Consider the following 22,286-nt stretch of genomic DNA (forward strand, 5'->3'; position numbering starts at 1 on the left):
CCCAGATAGGGCAGAAAGCGCTTTCTTACAACCCCGCCAACGCTTGACGGATGAGCGCCCGGATTGATACAACTCATATAGCAGCCTGAGAAAACGCTTTCTGAGGCAAGGTACAAAGAAGCACCACATCGTCACCGAACAGCGGCCCATCCGGCCGGATTTTGCGTCTTCGAAAGGGACCCCTCATGGTCAACACAGCCGAGTCGACTTCCGCCCCAGAGGCCCGGTCCGAACTCGCGGACGGCACCGAAACTGCTGCCGCCGCCGGTGCACCCGCCCGCCACGGCGGCAAGGCCCGCATTGCCCTGATCGGCACCGGCGGGCGTTCCGAGATGTACATCCGCGCCATTTTCGGCAAGCACGCGGACACCGCCGAGCTGGTGGCTTTCTCCGACGTGAACCCCGGCCGCGTGGAGTTCTACCAGAAGCTCATCCAGGAACTGGGCGCGCCGGGTCCGGTCGCATCGTTCGACCCCGCAGACCTCACCGCCTTCATCCAGGCCAACTCCATCGACCGCGTCGTGGTGACCACCCCTGACTACACCCATGCGGACTATATCGTGGAGGCACTGCGCGCAGGCGCCGACGTCGTCGTCGAAAAGCCCCTCACCATCGACGCCGAAGGCTGCCGCCGCATCACCCAGGCCGTGCACGAGACCGGCCGCAACGTGGTGGTCACCTTCAATTACCGCTATTCGCCGCGCAACAGCGCCCTCAAGGAGATCATCCAGAGCGGCGTGATCGGCAAGGTCACGTCCATCGATTTCAGCTGGGTCCTGGACACCGTCCACGGCGCCGACTACTTCCGCCGCTGGCACCGGGAAAAGAAGAACTCCGGGGGCCTGCTGATCCACAAGGCCTCGCACCACTTCGACCTGGTCAACTGGTGGATCGACGACGTTCCAGAGCGCGTCTTCGCCTCCGGCGGCCTGAAGTTCTACGGCGACAAAAACGCCGCCGAGCGCGGCCTCGGTCCCCGCCCCGAACGCGGTACGCCCAGCGCCGATGCCCCCGCCGGTGCGGAGAAGGACCCCTTCACCCTTGACCTGCGGGAGGACGAGCGCCTCAAGGCCCTCTTCCTGGACAACGAGCACTACGACGGTTACCGCCGCGACCAGGACGTCTTCACCGGCGGCATCACCATCGAGGACAACCTCGCGCTCGTGGTGGAATACCAGGGCGGGCCCCGCCTCAGCTACTCGCTGAACGCCCACAGCCCCTGGGAGGGCTACCGGGTAGCGGTCAATGGCACCGAAGGCCGCGCCGAGCTCGAAGTGGTGGAACGCGCTGCCGTCACGTCCAGCACGGACAAGAAGACCGTCGTGGACCCCAGCGCCACCCCCATCGAAGAGGATGACGCCATCCGCCGCAACGGCGAACGCCTGGTGGTCCAGCGCCACTGGGAAGCCGCCTACGAGGTGCCGATCGTCAACGGCGAAGGCGGCCACGGCGGCGGTGACGAGCTCCTGCTCTCGGACCTCTTTAACGGCCCGGGCGAGGACCCGCTGGGACGCCCCTCGGGCTACCTGGACGGACTGCGCTCCGTCTCCGTCGGCATCGCCGGCAACCGCTCCCTCGAGTCCTCCCTGCCCGTACGCATCGAGGACCTGGACCTCGGCGTCGACCTCCGCCGCGGCAACTGAATCCTGCCCGGGAACCAACCGAAGGAATAACCATGAGCAGGATCTTTGTCACGGGCGGCGCCGGCCGTCTGGGCCGCAGTGTTGTGGCGGGGCTCGCCGCAAAGGGCCATCACGTCATCTCGGTGGACCGCGACGCCGTTCCGGCGGACCAGCTGCCCGCCGGCGTCGTGCAGGAAACGGCCGACCTCCTGGCCCCGGGCGAGGCGCTGCGCCTGCTCCGGGACACCACGCCCGACGCCGTCATCCACCTTGCCGCCATAGCCGTCCCGTTCAGCGCGCCCGAGGACGTTATCTTCGCCACGAACACGCGGCTCGCGTTCGCCGTGATCAGCGCGGCCACCGACGTGGGCGTGCAGAAGATTGTCACGGCCAGCAGCCCCACCGTGCTGGGCTACGGTTCGCCGGCGGGCTGGCTGCCGCCGTCGTTCCCGCTGGATGAGCGGACGCCGCCGCGGCCGTGGAACGCCTACGCGCTGTCCAAACTCATCGCGGAGCAGACCGTCCAGACCTTCGCTGCAGCACAGGGCGAGAAGATCCGTTACGCGGCGTTCCGCCCCTGCTACGTGATCTCGCCGGAGGAGTGGGAGGGCGCACCGACGCAGCAGGGCCACACCCTTGCTGAGCGGCTGGCCGATCCCGCACTGTCCGCGCCCGCGCTGTTCAACTACGTGGATGCCCGGGACGTGGCGGACTTCCTGGACCTGCTGCTGGAGAAGATGCCGTCCATTCCCAACGGGGAAACCTTCTTTGTAGGAGCCGCGGACGCCCTTGCCACAGCACCGCTGGCCGAACTGATGCCGAAATTCCTGCCCGGAAGCGAAGCCCTCAGCGCAGGACTCACCGGAACCAGCCCGGCTTTCTCCATCGCCAAGGCACAGGAACTCCTGGGCTGGCAGCCCACGCGCAGCTGGCGCACCGAACTCAAGCCCCACACCACCCTCAACGACGAGAATTCCGCGCTGGTCAGCGCCGGCAGCGGAGCCAAGGAGAAACCATGAAATTCGACGGCGTACTGTTCTTCCCTGTCACCCCGTTCACGGCCGAAGGCACCGTTGACGTGGAGCTGCTGAAGGAACACATCAGCTCCCGGCTTCCGTTCCGGCCCGGCGGCGTTTTCCCTGCCTGCGGCACCGGCGAATTCCATGCCCTCAGCATTGAGGAGGTCCGCACTGTGGTGGCGGCCGCCGTCGAGGTCGTTGCCGGACAGGTCCCGGTAGTTGCCGGCGCCGGAGGACCGCTGGGCCACGCCATTGCCGCCGCCCGCGCCGCGGAAGAAGCGGGGGCCGACGCCCTCCTGGTGCTCCCGCCGTATTTGGTCACCGGCCCCACCGACGGACTCGTGGCCTACATCGAGGCCGTGGCCAACGCCAGCAGCCTGCCGGTGATTGTCTACCACCGGGGCAACGCAAAGTTCACTGCCGCTTCGATGGCCCGGCTGGCTGCCAATCCCAAGGTCGTCGGCTTCAAGGACGGGCTGGGAGACGTTGGCCTGGCCCAGGAAATTGTCTCCGCGGTGCGTGCCACCGGACGCCAGGACTTCGCCTTCTTCAACGGCCTGCTGACCGCCGAACTGACCCAGGGCGCCTACCGCGGACTCGGCATCCCGTTGTACTCTTCCGCGGCATTCGCCATGGCCCCGGAGATCGCCAAGGCCTACTACGACGCCTACGAAGCCGGCGATGAGGACCGCCGCAACGCCCTGCTGGAAGGCTTCTACGCACCACTGGTACGCCTCCGCGACCAGACGCCCGGTTTCGGTGTTTCGCTGATCAAGGCAGGCCTGCGGCTGGGCGGACTTCCCGTCGGCTCAGTGCGCCCGCCGCTGGTGGATCCCACCGAGGAGCAGCTGGTCCAGCTGAAGGCCATCCTCGCCAAGGGCTACGAGCTGGCTGGCCGCTGATGAGCGCCCCCGCGGCTGTTGCCGTCCGCACGGAACCGCGCATCACGGGCCTCACCACCCGGCTCATCACGGTTCCGCTGCGCCGCAGCTGGGGCGTGGAGGCACCGGAAAACCACGTGATCGTCACGGAAATCCATACGGACGACGGCGGCGCGGGGCACGGTTTCTCCTGGACCCCCACCATCGGTCCGCAGGCGGTCAAGGCCCTGCTGGATTATGACATCGCCCCGTTCGTCACCGGGCTGCCCGCCCACCCGGAGACGGTGTGGGATGCCGTGTGGAAGCGGCTGCATGAGGCCGGCGGCGGGGGACTGACCACCATCGCCATGGCCGGCGTGGACCTGGCCCTGTGGGACCTCCAGGCATCGCGGGCCAACACCTCCGTGACCGGACTCCTGGGGCAGCGCCAGGAATCCGCGGAGGTTTACGGCTCCGGGGTGAACCTGCACTACTCGCTCGAAGAACTGGTGGCGCAGACTGAGCGCTGGATTGCCGCCGGGCACCAGGCGGTCAAGATCAAGGTGGGCAAGCCGGACATCCGCGAGGACGCCGAACGGGTGGCCGCTGTCCGGTCCGTCCTGGGCCCGGACCGGAAGCTGATGATCGACGCCAACCAGCGCTGGGACCTCCCCACCACCCTCAAAGCCCTGGACGTGCTGGCCGGCTTCGGGCTGGAGTGGCTTGAGGAACCCATCCGGGCTGACGACCTCTGGGCCTACCGCAGGCTCCGGAAGCACTCGCCCGTGCCGATCGCCCTCGGCGAAAACCTGCACACCATCTACCGCTTCCGCGATTTCATAGAGGCGGAAGCAGTGGACATCATCCAGCCGAACATCATCCGGGTGGGCGGCATCACCCCCTTTAGGCGCATCGTTGAACTTGCCCGGACCAACAGCATCAAGGTCATGCCGCACCTGCTGCCGGAGCTGTCCGGCCAGCTGGCGCTGACGCTTGCGGAGCCCACCCTGGTGGAAGACGTGGAGGAGGCATCCTTTGAGCAGCTGGGGATCCTGGCAGGACCTTCGCCGGTACGGTTCAGCAACAGCCGGGTGACCCTCACCAACCAGCCCGGACTCGGCTTCCGCTTCGCCGACGCGCGCTAGAGCAGGGCCACCCAGACCTGATGACTCCTGACACGATGAATCCAGACCCACAGAACAGGTACCCCAAGTGACAACTGCAACCCTTTCCCTGTCCGAGCTCACGGCTGCCGCCACCCAGGCCGCCAAAATTTCTGCAGCTTCATCGGATGCTGACCGCGCGGCCTGGCTCACGGCCGTGGCGGACGCCCTGGACGCGAACGCCGCCGAACTGGTGGAGATTGCCGATTCCGAGACCAGCCTCGGCGCAGCCCGCCTCACCGGCGAAGTGGCCCGGACAACCGGCCAGCTGCGCCTGTTCGCGCGCGTCATCACCGAGGGCTCCTACCTGGAAGCCGTGATCGACCACGCGGACCCCGCCTCCACGCCGCCCAAGCCGGACCTGCGGCGCATCCTGCGGCCCATCGGACCGGTTGCGGTCTTCTCCGCCTCCAACTTCCCGTTCGCCTTCTCGGTGGCCGGCGGCGACACTGCCTCGGCCCTGGCCGTGGGCTGCTCCGTGATCGTCAAAGCCCACTCGGGCCACCTCCGCCTTTCTGAGCGGACGGCGGAAATCGTCACCGAAGCACTGCGCGCAGCCGGTGCTCCGGAAGGCCTGTTCGCCCTGGTGAGCGGCCGCGAGGTGGGAACCGCTCTGGTCCAGGATCCTGCTATCAAAGCGGTGGGCTTCACCGGCTCCATCCCCGGCGGCCGTGCCCTCTTTGACCTTGCCACGTCCCGTCCGGACCCCATCCCGTTCTACGGCGAACTGGGCAGCCTGAACCCGGTGGTGGTGACTGGCTCCGCCCTGGCAGAGCGTGCCGGGCAGCTCGCGGAAGGCCTGGCGGGATCCTTCACCCTGGGCGCCGGACAGTTCTGCACCAAGCCCGGACTCGTCTTCATCCCCGCTGGAACAGACTTTGCCGCGAAAGTGGCGGCGGCCAGCAAGGACAAGCCTGCCCTGGGCATGCTCACCAGCCGGATTGCAGAGGCCTACCCGGACGGCCTGCGCAGCTTCGCGTCCGTGGACGGCGTGGATGTGGTCAGCGGGACCGTGGACCAGGACGCTGTGTCCGACGGCGCCGCACCCGTGGTGTTTTCCACCTCGGCGGCAAAGGTCCTGGAGCGCCCCGAGGAACTGCTGGAAGAGTGCTTTGGCCCCACCACCATGCTGATCGAGTACTCGGGCCAGGAGGAGCTGTCCGCGGTCCTGGCCAAGGTGCCGGGCAGCCTCACCGCCACCGTGCACGCCCAGCCGGGCGAGGACGTGTCCGCTCTTGTGGACCAACTGTCCGAGCTGGCCGGCCGCGTCCTCTTCGACGGCTGGCCCACCGGTGTGGCCGTCAACTGGGCCCAGCAGCACGGGGGCCCGTACCCGGCCACCACGTCGCTGTTCACCTCGGTCGGCGCGACGGCGGTCCGCCGCTTCCAGCGTCCTGTTGCCTACCAGGATGCGCCAGAGACGGTCCTGCACCCGGCCCTGCACGAAAGCAACCCCCTGGGCATCCCGCGCCGGGTGGACGGGGAACTCCGCCTCCCCTGACACGCTCTCTCACTTGATGTTGCTCTAACCGAAACGCTCTCCCAGTTGATGTTGCTTTAACCGAAACGCTCTCTCACTTGTGAACTGCTCCCCGGAAGTTGGACTGAGAAATTCAGTTGCGACTTCCGGGGAGCAGTTTTATGCGTGCTATTAGTTCTTTGTCTGAGGTCCAGCGCGAGGCGGCGGTAGCGTGGTTTGGGAAGGGCGTTGGGTATCGGGCTGCGGCTCGTTTGCTTGAGACGCCTTGGGTGCCGGTCAGGGCACTGTATGGGCGGTAGAGGATTCATGGGCAAGGAGTGCTGGTGAGCAAACCGGCGAAGTCGTACTCGTTTGAGTTCAAGCTGGCGTTAGTGGAACGGTTCCTCGCGGGCGAGACCGGCCCGGACCTGGCTGCGGAGGCCGGTTTGTCCTCGCGTCAGGTGCTGCAAGAGTGGGTCCGGGCGTATCGCCGTGACGGTGCTGAAGCATTACGTCCCAAGGCCAAAGGCAGGCCTGCGAAGTCCTCGGCTCCACCTCCACCGGCGGAGTTACCTGAACTGGAACGGTTACGCCGGGAGAATGAGCGGCTCCGCGCGGAGGTGGCGTACTTGGGAAAACTGCGAGCCTTGAGGGATCAGGGACGACGCTGAAGGTCCAGGCTGTCGTTTCCCTCGCGCCCTAGAATCCCATTAAGCCAGTCCAACTATCGGGGACCAGTTCTTGATGTTGCTCTACCCGAAACGCTCTCCCAGTTGGTGCCGGAAGTGCGGCGCCAACTGAGAGAGCGTTTCTGGTTTTGCTGCAGGATCTGAGAGAGCGTTTGGCCTACAGCTGAAGGGTTGCCGGGCGCTGGAGGCCGTTCACCGTGGCGGAGGGCCAGCGGGGGTCGGCGGTGAGGACCTGCAGGCCGGACTCGGTGAGCTGGACGGTGTCCTCGATCTTGACGCCGGGCCCGGACGGATTCCAGGTGAAGGCCTGGCCCGGGACCACCGTGTCCGTGGCGGAGGCGGTGACGCGGGGATCCCGGCCCGCGTAGCCGGCCGGCCCGCCCTGGTGGTGCTGCTCCCACTGGTCCGCGCCGAAGCCATGGCGGGCGTAGGCAGCCTTGATCTCGGCAAAGATCCGGTCCAGCCGGGCGCCCGGGACAGTGGCGTCGAAGATGTCCGCCTCCACCGCTGCGATCCGTGCCTCGGCGTCGCGCTCTTCCGCAGTGCCGGCGTCGAACCTCACCCAGCGGGTGATGTTGGCCACCATGCCGTCCCTGCGCGCGCACACCACAGCCATGGCGCGGCGTCCCAGCGGCGAGTGGGTGGCCAGCGGGTGCCGGAAGCTGCTCCGGCTGCTGCCGTTGCACAGCAGGACCAGCGGCTCCGCGCCCGCGGCAACAACCCGCGCAGCGAGGGCGGAGACCAGCTCGAACTCGGTGGTTTCCGGCCGGGCGGTGGACAACACGTCCGTTATCAACGCTGCAACCTCGGCGCTGAGGCTGGCGTACCGCGTGCTCTCGTTGGGAAGCAGGTGCTGGCGGGCCGCGCGCAGCTCGGCGGCGACGTCCGCTTCGGCTACCGGCACGGCGTTCGTCCCGGGAAGTCCGACGGCGGAGGCGGCCTCATGCAGGTTGCCGTACCAAGGCACAGAGTGCAGGGTGACGCCGGACGGCAGTTCCTCGGCCTCAATGCGTCCGGCCTCGTTGTTGAACGTGACCAGGTGGTCGCCCCCGCGGTCCACCAGCACAGCAGCGATGGGGTCGCCGGCCAGGCTGATGTGCACCCGGCTGCCGTCCAGGTACCAGGTCAGGGCGGTGTGAGTGGTCAGCAGCAGTGACTCCTGGCCCTTTGCGTCGAGAATGTCCAGCACCCGCTGGCGTTTGATGGCACGGTCCTCCGCGGAGGCGGGGGCCGCCCTGCCCGAGAGCAAGGAAGCGTCGGCTGTTGTCTGGGTCATGAACGGTTCCCCTGCTGGTTGATGAGAGCTTCGATGTCGGTTGTGCCCAGGATGCCGTCGGCCACAAAAACGGTGATGCTGCGCTGCACGGGGGCTCCCGGTTTGGCGATGACCGGGCTGTCCCAGGCCAGCGACTGGCCCACCCCCGGGTAGCCGTCCACCCGGACGAACCACGGATCGGTGAAACCTCCGGCGGCCACGAACACGAGGGTGGCGCTGCCGCCGTCGAACGTTCCTGCCCAGGCCAGCCACGGCGTTACTGAACCGTGCACCTCTGGTTCGCCGGCACCGGACGGCGTCCACACGGTGGCGTCAGCGCAGGCGGGCAGGCGCCAGAAGAACCCGCCGTAGCCGCCTTCAAACCGGCCGTTGGAACCGGGGCTGCCCAGGCTGACCGGCCGGTTGCCGGCGGGGGAGAGGGCAAAATCCAGGGACAGGCGCCACGCGGAGGAGCCGACGCCGGACCATTCCCAGGTGCGGTCCTCGTGAAGGACCGGGACGCCGTCCGGCCCGTTCCAGCTCAGGGTCTCCCGCAGCCGGCCGGCCGCGCCGCCCGTCTGCGCAGCCGTGTCTTCGACCTGGGTGTCCGTGGCAGCGATGCTGCCGTGATCCGGGCGCCAGACGTACTGCCCGGCGTCGCGCGTGTAGGTGCGCCCGCCCCAGAAGTTGGTGCCGTCCACGTCCTGGAGCGCCACGCCGGCTCCGAGGTGCCACACATGGTCCAGCGGCTGGTGGTCCGTCACCACGGTGCCCGCGAGGGTCCGGATGGGGTGCAGGTAGGGCCGCGGCGAGGACACTGCCCGGATCCGGCTGCCGTCCTGGTACTCCGCAACGGCCTTGCCGTCCAGGAGGAGGGCGCGGACCGGCGGCAGTTTCCGGGCCCACGGCACTCCGAGTTCCGCGAAGGTGGCCTGGGCTTTGACTGCCCTTTCGATCACGGCGGCGATGTCCTGGACCACCGGATGGGCGTCGTCGCCTTCGCCCTCCCACCCGATGTGCCCGGGGTTGATGGGGTGCGGCGCGGGCGCTGTCCGGATGGCTTCCAGCACCGTGGTGAAGGCGCCGGTGTCCGGCAGGGCGCACAGCAACGGCGCCCCGTTGGAGCGGGCATCCAGCAGGTTCTCCAGCAGGTCGGTCCGGCCGAATGTCTCGCGTTGCTCGCCGTCGGGGGTGCTGAGGACCACCTCGTCCTCGGTGTAGAAGAGCGTGATCTCACCGCGGGTGCCGTGCACCGTCACGGAAGGCCGCTGCTGTTCCGGCGCGCACAGCGTCAGTCCGCACAGCAGCGTGGAGCCGCTTGTGGTGCGGACGCGGATGATGGAGGTGTCGTCACTTTCAGTGTCATGCGCCCGGTACAGGTCCGTCTCCACTGATTCGACGTCGGCCATTGTGTGGGCGCCGGCCAGGTGGAGGCCCGTGGCTACCGCATGGGCAAGGGCGTTGGTTGCCACGCCGTCCACAACGTCGATACCGTCCAGGCTGCGCTTTCCGGCCCAGCGGGAGCGTTTGAAGTAGGCCCTGTTCCGCACCCACTGCCCCGTGGCGCTCAGGCCCAGGACGTCGCCGATGCCGCCGGATCCCACGAGGGTGCGGATAGCCGGCAGCGCGTGCGACCCCAGGCTTTGGAATCCCACCTGGACCAGCCGTCCTGCGGCGTCGGCAGCGGCGAGTACATCCCGGAACTGGCCGAGCGAGGCCACCGGCGGTTTTTCCACGTACACGTCCTTGCCCGCTGCCAGCGCCGCGAGGGCCAGCGGAGCGTGCGTTTGGATGGGCGTGGCGAGGATGACGACGTCGACGCCCGGGTCCGCTGCCAGCAGCTGGGCAAGGTCGCCGAAGACGGCTACGGATTCCGCCAGGCGTCCCGGAGCCGGGGGATTGGGATCCGCGACGGCGACCAGTTCCAGGGTGCCGGCTGCTTCGAGCCTGGCGAGGTTGGCAAGGTGCCGTTCACCGAAGCCGTGCACGCCCACCAGGGCGATGCGCGGAACGGCTGCCGGGACGGCGCTTCCCCCGGAGTGGCTTACGCGTTCCGCGGTGGCGGATTGATCAATCATCAGGAGGGTCCTTGGTAGCTGAGGGGAAGGGTTTGGGGTTCATTGGCACCGAGCGCGGCGGACAGGAAGCCGAGCGCTTCCTGTTGCATGCCGGCGGTAAACACGTGACCGCCCGGCCAGAAGGTTCCGGTGTAGGCCCCGGGCCGGTGCAGCGACTTCAGTATCCGGTGGGCGTCACGCATGCCGTCTTCGGGGAAGAGCTGGTCCGCCAGGGCGTACTGCACCAGCAGCCTTTCGGCTTCCGCCCTGGCCGTGAGCTTCGGCCAGTCATCCAGCTTCCAGAGGCCGGGGGTCTGCAGCAGCCACGAGTGGGCGTCCAGGTAGGAGGGCAGCAGTGACTGGAACGTGGTCATCATGCAGGTCACGACGTAGGTTTTGATGCGGGGACTCAGCGCCGCGAGGGCCAGGGAACGGCCGCCGCCGCCGGAGAACCCGATGCAGCCCAGCCGGTCCTGGTCCACCTCCGGCAGCCGCGCGAGGACCTCCAAGGCGGCCAGGTCGTCGTGGGCCACCATGCCTGCCAGGCTGGTGCCCAGCAGGCCGGCCGTCTTGGCCACGGTCTCTTCGTGGAAACCTGCGGCGGCGTTGTAGACGTCGGCATCGGAAGGCACGACGCCGTCCTCCCGCCACTGTGCCTGCCTCGCCTCCAGCGCCGAGGCCGTCCGCCAGGGCGGGACGGAAAGATCGAAGCGGCGGCTGCCCCAGGCGAAGGCGTCGTGGGCGAGGACTGCGAAACCCCTCCGTGCCACGTCCGTGGCAAGGGCGCGGCCGTCGTAGTGGCCGGCCTGGGCGGCCTCCGCCGACGGGTGCTGCTCCGGGAGTTCCACCAGCCGGTCCGCCCCGCCGAATTTGTTGCCGCCGTGGCAGTGCAGCGCAAGGACGCCGGGCAGGGGCCCGGAACGGCCGGCCGGGCGGACCAGCCAGCCGGTAGTCCGGGGGCCGAAGCCCAGCTGCCAGCTGAGCTGGGAGGTGGTGACGCCGTCGTGCGTTTCCTCCCATTGGAGCGACACGTCAGGCTGCGCAGGGACTTCCGGAACGCCGAGCGCGTCCGCGAGTTCCTGCGCAGCCGGCGTGGCTGCCTGGTGGCGTGGGTGATGCTTGACGTAGGCAGGCCAGTCCTCGTAGCCGGCGATGGCGCTGGGCCTGACGGGCACGGTGCTTTCAGTCACTGGCCTGCCTCCTGTTCGGGATGTTGTTGTGATGGCTGAACCAGCCGGCGGTCAGCCCAGGTTCGAGTTAACTTCCTGGATGAAGCCCTTGGCCGCATCCCGTGGTGAGATCTTGCCGAACAGGACATCCGTATTGAACCTGTTCAGGACCTCCATGGTGGCCGAGGAACCTGCGGGGAACGGCAGCGGCGGCTCGATGTCCATCTCCGCGATGCGGTCCAGGTACTCCGCTTCCTTCTGCTGGGATTCCTTCAGGAGTGGAGTGATGGCCGCCTTGAGCTCGGTGTTGGCCGGCATGCCGCGGTCACTCTTGATCTTGGTGGCAGCGTCCACGTTGTTTACCAGGTAATCGATGAAGAGGGCGGCTTCCTTGGGGTGCGCGGACTTGGAGGAGAGGGCGTACTCCATGGAGGAGCGCAGCCACGCGCCGGGCGTCTTGCTTTCGCCCGGCATCTTCATCATGACCAGCGGTGAGCCGGAGTAGGAGTTCATCTGGTTGCTCCAGGAGATCTTCATGCCCTGCTTGCCCTGGCCCATGAGCGTCATTTCGGGCTGGGCAGAGCCGTCCTCCACGGTCTGCGAAGCGGACGGGGCGCCGCCGGTGTCCATGAGCTTCTTGTTGAGCTCGAACCACTCGGTGGCAGTGTCCTCGCTGATGCCCAGCTTCTTGCCGTCGTCGGTGTAGAGCTCCTCGCCGCTCTGGCGTGCCCATACCGCCAGGAAGGAGTCGTTGGACATGGGGGTGGTGCCGAAGGTTCCCGCCGGGGAGTTCTTGGTGATGTCAGCGGCGATCTGCGCGTAATCGTCCCAGGTCCAGGTTTCGTCGTCCGGCAGCTCAACGCCCGCTGCCTCGAAGACCTTGGGGTCGATCACCATGGACATGGAGTTCACGCCTGCGGTGAGGGTGTACTGCTTGCCATCAATCTTGCCCAGGTCCACCGTGCCTTCGGCGAACTTGGAGGTGTCGATCTGGTCCTTGACCTCGTCCAGGTCCAGCAGCACGCCCCGGCTGGCGTATTCGCTGGGGTAGGCGCCGCTCATGGCGAAGACGTCCGGGGTGGTCCCGCCGGCGATCTGGGTGGCCATCTTGTCCCAGTAGGAGCTGAACTCGGTGTTCTCGCCCTGCACCTTGATGGTGGGGTTCGCGGCCTCGAAGTCCTTGATGACCTCTAGGGTGGTTTTGGCACGGGAATCGTTGCCCCACCAGGCGAAACGGATGGTGACGGGATCCTCGACCGTCCCGACTTTCCCGGCCTCTGCGTTGCTGCCGCAACCCGTTAGTACCATGGCGAGGGCAGCTGTTGCACCCGCAACCCCCATGACTGATTTCCTGAGACGTAACCGCATTGTCCTGCCCCTTATATGTTGTGGTTCTATTCGTAGTGACCTGTATAACAGAAAGCGTTTTCTCAAAAACTAACAAAGGGCTATACAGGAGTCAAGAAACCGTTTACTTTGGTACGGAGCCGCTTTTTCAATCCGCACCTCCCGCAACGGTGGGAACCCGCCGGGACTCCGGCGGCCACCCCCTCGGCCCCGGGAGCGCACCTATCGCCCAGGCGATACCAAAAACGTGGAGGCCACGATGACCAAAGGAGACCACATGGCCGCTAAGCACATACCCAGGGCGCTGCGCCCGGCTGGAATGCCGGCAGCAGCGGGCCTGATGACACGAACGGGACGGCAACAGTGAGCGCCATCAGCGAACTCAGCTCCATCACCCGGCGGAAGGGCAAAGCCACCGCCGCAGAGAAGAAGGCCAACGGCCGGGACAACAAGGCAGCGTATATCTTCCTGCTGCCGTGGCTGGTGGGCCTCGTCGCCATCACCTTCGGCCCCATGATCATGTCCCTGTACCTGTCCTTCACGGACTACAACCTGCTCCAGCCGCCGGAATGGGTAGGGCTGGAGAACTTTACCCGGATGCTCGATGATGCACGCCTGCACAACTCGCTCGGCGTGACCTTTACCTACGTGTTCGTCGGTGTGCCGCTCCAGCTTGCCGTAGCGCTCCTGATCGCCCTGGTCCTGGACAAGGGCCTGCGCGGCCTGCCGTTCTACCGCTCGGTGTTCTACCTGCCGTCCCTCCTGGGCGGATCGGTGGCAGTCGCCATCCTCTGGAAGCAGATCTTCGGCGCCACGGGCCTGGTGAACCAGGTCCTGGCGATGTTCGGCATCCAGGGTCCGGGATGGATTTCAGACCCCAGCACGGCGCTCGGCTCCATCATCCTGCTCCACGTCTGGACCTTCGGCGCCCCCATGATCATCTTCCTGGCCGGCCTCCGGCAGATCCCGCACATGTATTACGAGGCAGCGCGGGTTGACGGGGCCACCACCCTCCAGCAGTTCTGGCGGATCACCCTGCCGATGCTGAGCCCGATCATCTTCTTCAACCTGGTCCTGCAGATCATCGGATCCTTCCAGTCGTTCACCCAGGCGTTCATCGTCTCGGGCGGCAACGGCGGCCCCTCGGACTCCACGATGTTCTTCACGCTGTACCTCTACCAAAAGGGCTTCGGTCAGTTCGACATGGGCTACGCGTCAGCCATGGCATGGGTCCTGCTGGTGATCATCGGCGTATTCACCGCCATCAACTTCATCGCTTCTAAGTATTGGGTTTTCTATGACGACTAAGCTGGAGACGCTGCCCACCCCGGACAAGAAGTCCGGAGGCGCCGGCAAGCCTACGAACCACCGCAAGCCCCGCGAGTCCCGCGGCACCCTGGCGTTCAGCCGGGCCCAGCGCGGAAAATCCCTGATGAAGCACGGCATCCTCATCCTTGCCGGCGGACTGATGATCTACCCGCTGCTCTGGATGGTTGTTTCATCGCTTCGCCCCAACGAGCTGATCTTCCGCGAACCGGGGCTCTGGCTCAACAGCCTGGAGATGAGCAACTACACCTCCGGCTGGTCCGCCCTGACCCACCCCTTCGGCCATTACATGATCAACTCGGCGATTGTGGTCATCGGCTCCATCCTGGGCAACCTGATCTCCTGCTCCATGGCGGCCTACGCCTTTGCGCGGCTGCAGTTCACTGCCAAGAAGCTGCTGTTCGGCATCATGCTGCTGACCATCATGCTGCCGTTCCACGTGGTGATCGTTCCGCAGTACATCCTGTTCTCGCAGATCGGCTGGGTTAACACCTTCTGGCCGCTGATCGTGCCCAAGCTGCTGGCCACCGAAGCGTTCTTCGTCTTCCTGATGGTGCAGTTCATCCGCGGTATTCCGCGGGAGCTCGATGAGGCTGCGAGGATCGATGGTGCAGGCCACCCGCGCATCTTCCTGCGGGTCATCCTGCCGCTGATGGTGCCGGCACTGGCCACCACCACCATCTTCACGTTCATCTGGACCTGGAACGACTTCTTCGGCGCCCTGATCTACCTGACGGACCCGGACATGTTCACCGTTCCGGTGGCGCTGAGGGCCTTCGTCGACTCGCAGTCAGCCACGAGCTGGGGATCGCTGTTCGCGATGTCCATCGTCTCGCTCCTGCCGGTCTTCCTGGTGTTCCTCTTCGGCCAGCGCTTCCTCATCAAGGGAATCGCGACCACCGGCATCAAGTAGATCCAGCTCCTGCACTCATGCGCTGCCGGCCAGCAGGCCTGCACCAACCGAACGGCCCGTCCTTGTGGCGGGCCGTTCGGCCGTCCAGAGGCCTGCTGCTTGAAGACTGTGCCGCGCCGGAACGTGCCGTCCATGACCGCGCCGGGCTGTAATGTTTTCCGCAGGAATTTGCCCGCCAGAACTATTGGTCAAACATCTTGTAGTACAAGTCACCTACTTGTACTATTACACCTAGAAAGCGCTTTCGCGTTTCGTCCCTGTTCCACAGTGCGTTAGTCCCCAGCACCTAGATCAAAGAAGATCGGAGTTACCAGTGCAGCTTTTTTCCCGCCCTGCGTCTGCTGCCCGGCAACCGGCAGAGTCGCGTTCCCCCGGCGCAGCACGCCGCATCCGCAAGACGGGCGTGGTCGCGGCGGCCGCCGCCGTCGTGATGGCCCTCAGTGCCTGCGGCGGAGGATCCTCCCCGCAGAACGCCGATGGCCCCGTTGAGCTGCGGTTCTCCTGGTGGGGCGGCGACAAGCGTGCCCAGCTGACCCAGGAAGCCATCAAGCAGTTCGAGGCTGAAAACCCGGACATCAAGATCAAGCCGGAGTTCGGCGACTGGAGCGGCTACTGGGACAAGCTGGCCACCCAGGTTGCCGCCAACGACGCCCCGGACATCATCCAGATGGACGAAAAGTACATTACCGAATATTCCAGCCGCGGCGCCCTGCTTGACCTGTCCAAGTACGAGATCGACACCTCCAAGCTTGATGAGGCGGCGCTGAACGCGGGCAAGGGCGAGGACGGCCTGACCGGCATCGCGGCCGGTATTAACGCGGCCACCATCCTGGCCAACCCCGCGGTGTTCGAGGCCGCAGGTGTTGCGATGCCGGACGACTCCACGTGGACCTGGGAGGACTTCGAGAAGATCGCTTCCGAGATCACGGCCAAGTCCCCGCAGGGCACTTATGGTGCCGCCGCCTACGGCACGGACGAGGCATCCCTGGGTGTCTGGCTCCGCCAGAACGGCAAGTCGCTGTACACCTCCGACGGCAAGCTGGGTTTCGAGCCCAGTGACATTTCCGAATGGTGGGCGTTCCTGAAGCAGCTCAGCGAGAACAAGGCAGTTCCCACGGCCTCCGAGGTGATTGAAGCCGAGGCTGCCCCCCTGGACCAGAGCGGACTCGCCACCGGCAAGAATGCGATGGCCTTCTGGTGGTCCAACCAGGCACCGGCTTTGGAAAAGGCTTCCGGCAGCGATCTCGAGATCCTGCGGTTCCCAACGAAGACCGGGTCCTCCGCTGATGCAGGGCTTTGGTACAAGGCTTCGCAGTTCTGGTCCGCCTCCTCACGCACAAAGCACCCCGAGGAGACCGCCAAGTTCATCGACTTCCTGGCCAACAACGTCAAGGCAGGCGAGGCCCTCCTGGCAGACCGCGGTGTCTACCCGAACTCAGAGGTCCGCGCGGCCATCGAGTCCAAGCTGACCCCGGCCGACGTCAAGGTGGTCAAGTTCATCGACCAGATCAAGGATGAACTCGGCGAGGCACCCGCTCCGCCGCCGAAGGGCGCCGGCGCAATCCAGGAAATCATCAAGCGGTACACCTCCGAGGTTCTCTTCGAGCGGCTCTCCACGGACGAAGCAGGCAAGAAGGCCCACGACGAGATGAAGTCGGCAATCAGCGGTTAGTCCTCACACCGCCAACACGGCTCCGGACAGCTTGGGTGGACGCCTCCTCCACTCCCAGCGTCCGACGGCGGGTGGCAGCTCCGTCCCGGAAGGAACCTCGGGTTCCTTCCGGGACGGAGCTGTTTAAGGCTGTGGGGGTTAAATCTGCGGCGGCATGACTACGGCGGTGCAGCCGGTACGGCCTTGGGCCGGCGCTGTACAGCCAGGGGTCGGTACGGAACAACGCGGCCGAGGATCTGGACGCCGTGCTTCTTTGGGCTGGGACACCCTGCCGTTCCTCGCGTGGTGGGTTCGGGGTCGCCGCGGGACGGGCCCGCGCTGGTCAGCAGAGCCATGTTGAGTGCTGTGCCCGTGGCGGAGGTACTTGCAGTACCGGCTGGTGGGCCCGAAGGGTGCATCCCGGCCAGCCCCTGGCTCGTCAGCGGTGTGCCGGGTAGCGGAGGCGCGGTGGAGTGGTAGGTGTGGCCGGTGGGGGTTTTCAGTTCCACCGTGTGTCGTGGTCCAGGGACCGGTGTGGCTGAGAATCCGGGTGTTTCCTTGGTGTGGTTGCAGGCTTCGCAGAGGCCTTGGCCGTTGGTGCTGGCGGTGGGCCCGTCCTGGTGCCAGGGGATGATGTGGTCGTGGTGGCGGATGGGCGCGTCGCAGTAGGGGGTGCGGCAGGTGTCGTCGCGGACCTGGAGGAACCGGCGGAGCCCGGAAGGGAAGAGCCGGGCTTTCGAATCAATCGCGAGGAGTTCGCCGGTGCCGGGGGCTGTGAAGACCCGGCGGAGCCAAACATCAATGTCGCTGCCAGCCCTGACGTCCGTCTCAGGAGCACCGGCGCTGTCCGCTCTTGCTCCCTCAGCCACCGCACCACCGGCTAGGCCTGCCGCCGTCTTCCCGGCCGCTGCTGTCCCTCTCGCCGCTGCTGTCATGGCGCTGTCCGCTGGTCCCGCGCCCGGGCGTTCTGGCTGCCCGAGGATTGTTTGCCGTGCCCAGTGGGCGGGGACGATGCCGTAGCCTGCGAGCCGTGCGGGTTCGCTGTCGCCTTGGAAGAGGGTGCGGTCGGTCATGACCAGCTGGACTTCGATGCTGCTGATCCCGGCCCGGGCGCCAGTGATGAGCTGCACCAGTTCATCGGCCATGGCCGCGCCCCTGGAGCGTTCATCACCGTTTGCCCGGGCGGTGTCGGCGTGGCGGGTGAGGGCGGCGTACACGGCGACGCCCTGCGCGACCTGCAGCAGGGCGGTCAGGCGGGCCATGGTGTCCGGCGCCGGGCGAAGCGTCACGGTCCGGTCGTTCACCGCATGACTGGCGCGTTTGGCCACCGAGTGCGGGTCGCGCCGGTACGCGGCAGCCCGGACCGCGGCAATGATGGCCCGGTCCCCGGCCCCTGCCAGGGAACCGGCCCCGGCCAGGGTGCCGGTGTCGGCGGCGAGTTCCTCGTCCACCGCGCACCGGTCTTCGGCGGACAGGCACGCTGTTTCCTTCACGATGAGGGTGGCGCGCCATTCGTTCAGCTCCCCGGACTCCAGGGCGGCCAGGGTGTGGGGCATCTCGGTGGTGAGGGCTTTGGCCAGGCCCAGGAGCCGGCCGCCGCGGGCCGGGGACTCCCGGCGTGCCAACGCGACCTGCGCGGCAACACCGGCGCCCTGCTCCCTGGCCGGGACACCGGCGGCGGCCTGCTCCCGCCGCTGGGAGAGATCAAAAGCCACAGCGATCCGGGCCTGTTTCGCAGCCGCCAGCGATTTCAGGTCCTCAAGCTCCCGCAGCTGGTCAATCATCCCGGGGCCGTCAGCCGCAACCGGAACCGAAGACAGGGAGCGCGAGACGTCAGCCACGGACAGGACACCAGGAAACGGCGGCACCGCGGAGACAAGGCGCGTGGCGGCCGCAGGCGCAGCGGGGATTCCCGCAACCTGCGCTGGTGGCAGTGCCCCTCCCAGCCCCTGAACCGCTTCCATAAACAAAGTCTTCCAGCAGGGTCTGACATCAGCCGGCTGCCAAGAACTGTATGTGGAAAAGGCTCAGCCTGGCGGCTCAGGAAAGTCGGGAACGGCGCGCCTTTGCCCTCGCCGCTAGGCAAGGAAAAGGGGCGAGTCGGAGGCCGAGGGAGGTACCGCCGTCGTCTAGACCCGCGTGGTAAAGGGCGCATCCCGGGTGCATCCCGGGCGGGGTGGTCGGGGGCGTGGGGGCGTCGCACCATCGTGCGTCGCCCCCGAACCGGAGACTCAGTCCTCCGCGATCACCGCAACGCCGCCGGCCTCCACGGTGCCGGTGAACCGTTCGCCGGAGAGCACATCCGTGCCGGATGCCCGCACTGCTGCCGCGGCCCGGGTGTGGTTGATGGCAAACAGGAAGCTGCCGCCGTCGGCCGAGCGCCGGCGGGTCAGTTCCACTCCCGCGTCGGCCCCGGCAACGGGGGAGACCTCTGATTCCGCCAGCAGCCGGTCCACCAGGGACTCGATGCCGTCACGGTCGGGGAACGTGCCCAGGTACCACGCGGCGCCGGTTCCCACTGCCCGCCGGGTCAGGGAGGGAACGCCCTCCAGCGGGTACCCGGTGAACGTCTGGAGTGCCTCCGCGCCGGCAAGGTGCACGTGCTCGCTCCAGATGGAGGACACCGTGCCGTCGCTCAGCTTCAGCTGCGATCCGGCCAGCAGCGGGTGGAATTCCTCAACGCTTACGCCCAGGAGTTCGCGGAATGCCCCCGGGTAGCCGCCCAGCCGCACGTGGTCCTTCTCATCAGTAATCCCGCTGAAGTAGCTGACAAGGACGGTGGCCCCGCCGGAAGCGGCAGCGGCAATGTTGGCGGCAGCCTCATCAGTCACGGAGTACAGCGTGCACACGAGGACAAGATCGTAGCCGTCCAGCGACGCCGACGGATGCACCATGTCCACGGAGACGCCCCGCAGGAACAGTGACCGGTGGAAGGCCCGCAGCAGGTCCAGGTACCGCACGTCGATGCTCGGTTTGGAATCGATTTCGCTGGCCCACCAGGCCTCGTAGTCGAACACGATGGCCGCGCGCGACTCGACCCGCGAACCGCGGACCGGTGCCAGCAGCTGGAGTGCAGCTCCCAGGTCCACCACCTCGCGCCATACGCGAGTGTCCCGGCCGCCGTGCGGAACCATGGCCGAGTGGAACTTCTCCGAGCCCGCAAAGCTCTGCCGCCACTGGAAGAACATCACCGCGTCCGCTCCGCGTGCCACATGCGCCAGCGAGTTCCGCAGCATTTCGCCGGGCATCTTGGGCTGGTTGCGCGGCTGCCAGTTAACGGCCGACGTCGAATGCTCCATCAGGATCCACGGGTCACCTCCCGCGATGCCCCGGGTGAGGTCCGCGCTGAACGCGAGTTCGATATGCCGTTCAGGATCTGCGGCCACCAGGTAGTGGTCGTTGGCAATGACGTCCAGGTCCTTGGCCCAGCTGAAGTAGTCCATGGACTTGGTGGCGCTGGAAGCCATCAGGTTGGTGGTGCAGGGGACTGCGGGGGTGACTTCCCGGAGGACGGCAACCAGGCTGCGGTAGTAGTCCATCAGCGCCCAGGAGTTGAAGCGCTGGAAGTCCAGCTGCTGGCCGGGGTTCAGCGTGGAGGGTGCGACGCCGGGAGGAACGATCTCCTCAAAGGAGCCGTAGTGCTGCGACCAGAAGGCTGTGCCCCAGGCGGCGTTGAGCGCATCGATGGTTCCGTACCGCCGCTCGAGCCACAGGCGGAACGCGGCGGCGTCTTCCTCGCCGTAGAACTCCGAAACGTGGCAGCCCAGTTCGTTGTCCACGTGCCACAGCGCCAGGGCGGGGTGGTCCCTGTACCGTTCCGCGAGCACCCGTGTGATGCCGGCGGCGTACTTCCGGTAAACGGCCGACGACGGGGTGTAGTGCCGCCGTGACCCCGGTCCCAGCGTGGTTCCGTCAGCCGTGACCGGCAAGATTTCCGGATGCTTCCGCACCAGCCACGCCGGGGGAGCGGCGGTGGCGGTGGCCAGTGCCACCTTGACGCCGATGCCGTGCAGGTTGTCCATGACGTCGTCGAGCCAGCCGAAATCGTACTGGCCCTCAGCAGGCTCCAGCAGTGCCCACGAGAAGATACCGACGCTGAGGAAGTTTACGCCGGCTTCCTGCATCAGCTCCAGGTCCTCCATCCTCACGCTGACCGGCCACTGCTCCGGGTTGTAGTCGCCACCGAAACCGATGCCCTCGATGTTGTTCCAAACGCTGGCCGTACCTGGGGTTGCCTGGTTGGTCATGGGACTCCTTTGTCTGCGGGGTGGATGGATGCGCGGTGAAAACCAGCCGCTTGGAAAACGCTTGCCCATTTTCTGGATTGAGGATATTGTATCGTTTCAGAAGCCGTGTAAGCCAGCTCACTACTTTCGTTGTAGGTGAGATCGGGGATTGCACACACTGAGCAAGGAGGCTCCCATGATCAACAGAAGGCATTTCCTCACCACCGTGGCCGTCGGCACCGCATCTGCCGCAGCTTTGGCTGCGTGTGGAACGGGATCCAGCACCAGCGCTGGAGAGACGGGCTCCGCGGAGAACCCGGTTACCATCAACTACACCTGGTGGGGTAACGACGACCGCGCCGAGCGCACCCGCAAGGCGATCGCGCTGTTCGAGGAGAAGAACCCGGACATCAAGGTCAACGGCAACTTCACCGACTTCGCCGGCTACTGGCAGAAGCGCGCCACCGAGGCCGCCGGCGGCGGGCTGCCGGACGTGATGCAGTGGGACCTGTCCTACCTGCGCGATTACGGCCAGCGTAACCAGCTCCTGGACCTGGGCACCGTGAACATCAACACGGACGCGTTCGAGAAGTCCCTCCTGCCCTCGGGCCAGATCCGTGGCAAGACCTACGGCATCCCCACCAGCACCAACGCCTTCGCCGTGTACTACGACCCCGCCAAGCTGGCGTCCCTGGGCATCGCGGAGCCTGACGGAACGTGGACCTACAAGGAATTCAACGACTTCCTGGCCGAGGTGGGCGCCAAGAGCAACGGTGAAATCTTTGGCGGCACGGATTACACCGGTGTCTGGTGGATGTTCAACATCTGGCTGCGGCAGAACAATATCGAGGCCTTCACCGAGGACGGCAAGCTCGGCTTCACCAAGGACGATATGAAGAAGTGGTGGAACCAGACTGCTGCACTGCGCGGCACCCCGGCCATCGTTTCCGAAGAGCGCGTCACCCAGCTCGCCCCCAAGTCCCCGTTCGGCTCCAACGTCACCGCCACCGAGGTCACCTGGGACAACTTCATGGCCGGCTACCTTGCGGACAGCGGCGCCACGGAACTCAAGCTTGCGCCGGTCCCCTCGGATGACCCGGACAACCTGGGCCTGTTCCTGAAGCCCTCCATGCTGATGGTGGCCAGCGCCAAGACCAAGTACAAAGACGCTGCCGCCCGGTTCATCGACTTCATGGTCAACGACCCCGAGGTAGGCCAGATCTTCAAGACCTCCCGCGGTGTTCCGGCGTCCAAGACCCAGCGCGACGGGACCACCTTCGAAGGTACGGACAAGCTCGTGGTCGATTACGAGAAGTCCATCGAGCAGTACCTCAAGGACGCCCCGGAGCCGCCCATTGTGGGCTTCGGCACGCTCGAGGCGTCCTTCAAGCGTGTTGCCTCGGACCTCAACTACGGCAAGCTGACTGTCGACGGCGCCGCCGACGCATGGTTCAAGGAAGCCGAAGACCTCATCAAGCAGAACGCCTGATCAGGCTCCTTGCCTGCTAAAGCGTTCATGACTGACGGAAT

The 22,286-nt window shown here is 66.4% G+C and carries 16 protein-coding genes; 10 read left to right on the forward strand and 6 right to left on the reverse strand.

Translation table 11 applies throughout. From position 1 onward, the window contains the following. Positions 1-185: 185 nt before the first annotated feature. From IEX33_RS00310 to IEX33_RS00335, 6 genes are all read left to right on the forward strand, one after another. Complete coding sequence (locus tag IEX33_RS00310) at positions 186-1,643, forward strand: Gfo/Idh/MocA family oxidoreductase (protein WP_188726809.1); 1,458 nt, start codon at positions 186-188, stop codon at positions 1,641-1,643. 32 nt (positions 1,644-1,675) lie between these two features. Continuing rightward, entirely contained in the window at positions 1,676-2,641 is a 966-nt protein-coding gene (locus IEX33_RS00315; RefSeq protein WP_188726810.1) for an NAD-dependent epimerase/dehydratase family protein, read from the forward strand. Next, the gene (locus IEX33_RS00320) at positions 2,638-3,543 is read left to right on the forward strand and encodes a 5-dehydro-4-deoxyglucarate dehydratase (RefSeq protein ID WP_188726812.1); all 906 of its coding nucleotides are present in this window, start codon (positions 2,638-2,640) and stop codon (positions 3,541-3,543) included. The genes IEX33_RS00315 and IEX33_RS00320 overlap by 4 nt, the downstream gene beginning before the upstream one ends. Continuing rightward, positions 3,543-4,646 carry a mandelate racemase/muconate lactonizing enzyme family protein gene (locus IEX33_RS00325; protein WP_188726813.1) on the forward strand — a complete coding sequence of 368 codons (1,104 nt, stop codon included), beginning with the start codon at positions 3,543-3,545 and terminating at the stop codon, positions 4,644-4,646. The genes IEX33_RS00320 and IEX33_RS00325 overlap by 1 nt, the downstream gene beginning before the upstream one ends. Before the next feature lie 67 nt (positions 4,647-4,713). Continuing rightward, a complete protein-coding gene (locus IEX33_RS00330; RefSeq protein ID WP_188726815.1) occupies positions 4,714-6,165 on the forward strand; it encodes an aldehyde dehydrogenase (NADP(+)) in 1,452 nt (483 codons plus the stop codon). 302 nt (positions 6,166-6,467) lie between these two features. Beyond that, positions 6,468-6,794 carry a helix-turn-helix domain-containing protein gene (locus tag IEX33_RS00335; RefSeq protein WP_188726816.1) on the forward strand — a complete coding sequence of 109 codons (327 nt, stop codon included), beginning with the start codon at positions 6,468-6,470 and terminating at the stop codon, positions 6,792-6,794. A 175-nt stretch (positions 6,795-6,969) separates the two neighbouring features. Here IEX33_RS00335 and IEX33_RS00340 read toward each other — a convergent pair whose 3' ends face one another. Genes IEX33_RS00340 through IEX33_RS00355 form a run of 4 tightly spaced genes read right to left on the reverse strand, consistent with a single transcriptional unit; the run spans position 6,970 to position 12,634 of the window. Then, positions 6,970-8,088, reverse strand: a complete 1,119-nt coding sequence (locus IEX33_RS00340) for a M24 family metallopeptidase (RefSeq protein WP_188726818.1) — start codon at positions 8,086-8,088, stop codon at positions 6,970-6,972. Continuing rightward, positions 8,085-10,145 carry a DUF6807 family protein gene (locus IEX33_RS00345; protein ID WP_188726820.1) on the reverse strand — a complete coding sequence of 687 codons (2,061 nt, stop codon included), beginning with the start codon at positions 10,143-10,145 and terminating at the stop codon, positions 8,085-8,087. Before IEX33_RS00345 ends, IEX33_RS00340 begins: the two co-directional genes overlap by 4 nt. Beyond that, entirely contained in the window at positions 10,145-11,314 is a 1,170-nt protein-coding gene (locus tag IEX33_RS00350; protein WP_188726822.1) for an acetylxylan esterase, read from the reverse strand. Before IEX33_RS00350 ends, IEX33_RS00345 begins: the two co-directional genes overlap by 1 nt. A 51-nt stretch (positions 11,315-11,365) precedes the next feature. Then, entirely contained in the window at positions 11,366-12,634 is a 1,269-nt protein-coding gene (locus tag IEX33_RS00355) for an ABC transporter substrate-binding protein (protein ID WP_188726824.1), read from the reverse strand. Between the two features lie 369 nt (positions 12,635-13,003). Between IEX33_RS00355 and IEX33_RS00360 the strand changes: the two genes are divergently transcribed. The 3 genes from IEX33_RS00360 to IEX33_RS00370 all read left to right on the forward strand — a co-directional run bounded on the left by IEX33_RS00360 (position 13,004) and on the right by IEX33_RS00370 (position 16,551). Beyond that, positions 13,004-13,948 carry a carbohydrate ABC transporter permease gene (locus tag IEX33_RS00360; RefSeq protein ID WP_188726826.1) on the forward strand — a complete coding sequence of 315 codons (945 nt, stop codon included), beginning with the start codon at positions 13,004-13,006 and terminating at the stop codon, positions 13,946-13,948. Further along, positions 13,938-14,879 carry a carbohydrate ABC transporter permease gene (locus IEX33_RS00365; protein ID WP_102975962.1) on the forward strand — a complete coding sequence of 314 codons (942 nt, stop codon included), beginning with the start codon at positions 13,938-13,940 and terminating at the stop codon, positions 14,877-14,879. Before IEX33_RS00360 ends, IEX33_RS00365 begins: the two co-directional genes overlap by 11 nt. Positions 14,880-15,192: 313 nt before the next feature. Next, complete coding sequence (locus tag IEX33_RS00370) at positions 15,193-16,551, forward strand: ABC transporter substrate-binding protein (protein ID WP_188726828.1); 1,359 nt, start codon at positions 15,193-15,195, stop codon at positions 16,549-16,551. Between the two features lie 158 nt (positions 16,552-16,709). On the opposite strand, the gene IEX33_RS00375 is transcribed toward IEX33_RS00370, so the two are convergent. Together IEX33_RS00375 and IEX33_RS00380 are read right to left on the reverse strand one after the other, a co-directional pair. Then, entirely contained in the window at positions 16,710-18,494 is a 1,785-nt protein-coding gene (locus tag IEX33_RS00375; RefSeq protein WP_377090602.1) for an HNH endonuclease, read from the reverse strand. A 267-nt stretch (positions 18,495-18,761) separates the two neighbouring features. Continuing rightward, positions 18,762-20,777, reverse strand: a complete 2,016-nt coding sequence (locus tag IEX33_RS00380; RefSeq protein WP_188726830.1) for a beta-galactosidase — start codon at positions 20,775-20,777, stop codon at positions 18,762-18,764. 175 nt (positions 20,778-20,952) lie between these two features. Between IEX33_RS00380 and IEX33_RS00385 the strand changes: the two genes are divergently transcribed. Continuing rightward, on the forward strand, positions 20,953-22,245 hold the full coding sequence (locus tag IEX33_RS00385) for an ABC transporter substrate-binding protein (RefSeq protein ID WP_188726832.1): 1,293 nt from the start codon (positions 20,953-20,955) through the stop codon (positions 22,243-22,245). The last annotated feature ends 41 nt before the right edge of the window (positions 22,246-22,286 follow it).

This window comes from Pseudarthrobacter scleromae (assembly GCF_014644515.1).
Lineage (GTDB): Bacteria > Actinomycetota > Actinomycetes > Actinomycetales > Micrococcaceae > Arthrobacter > Arthrobacter scleromae.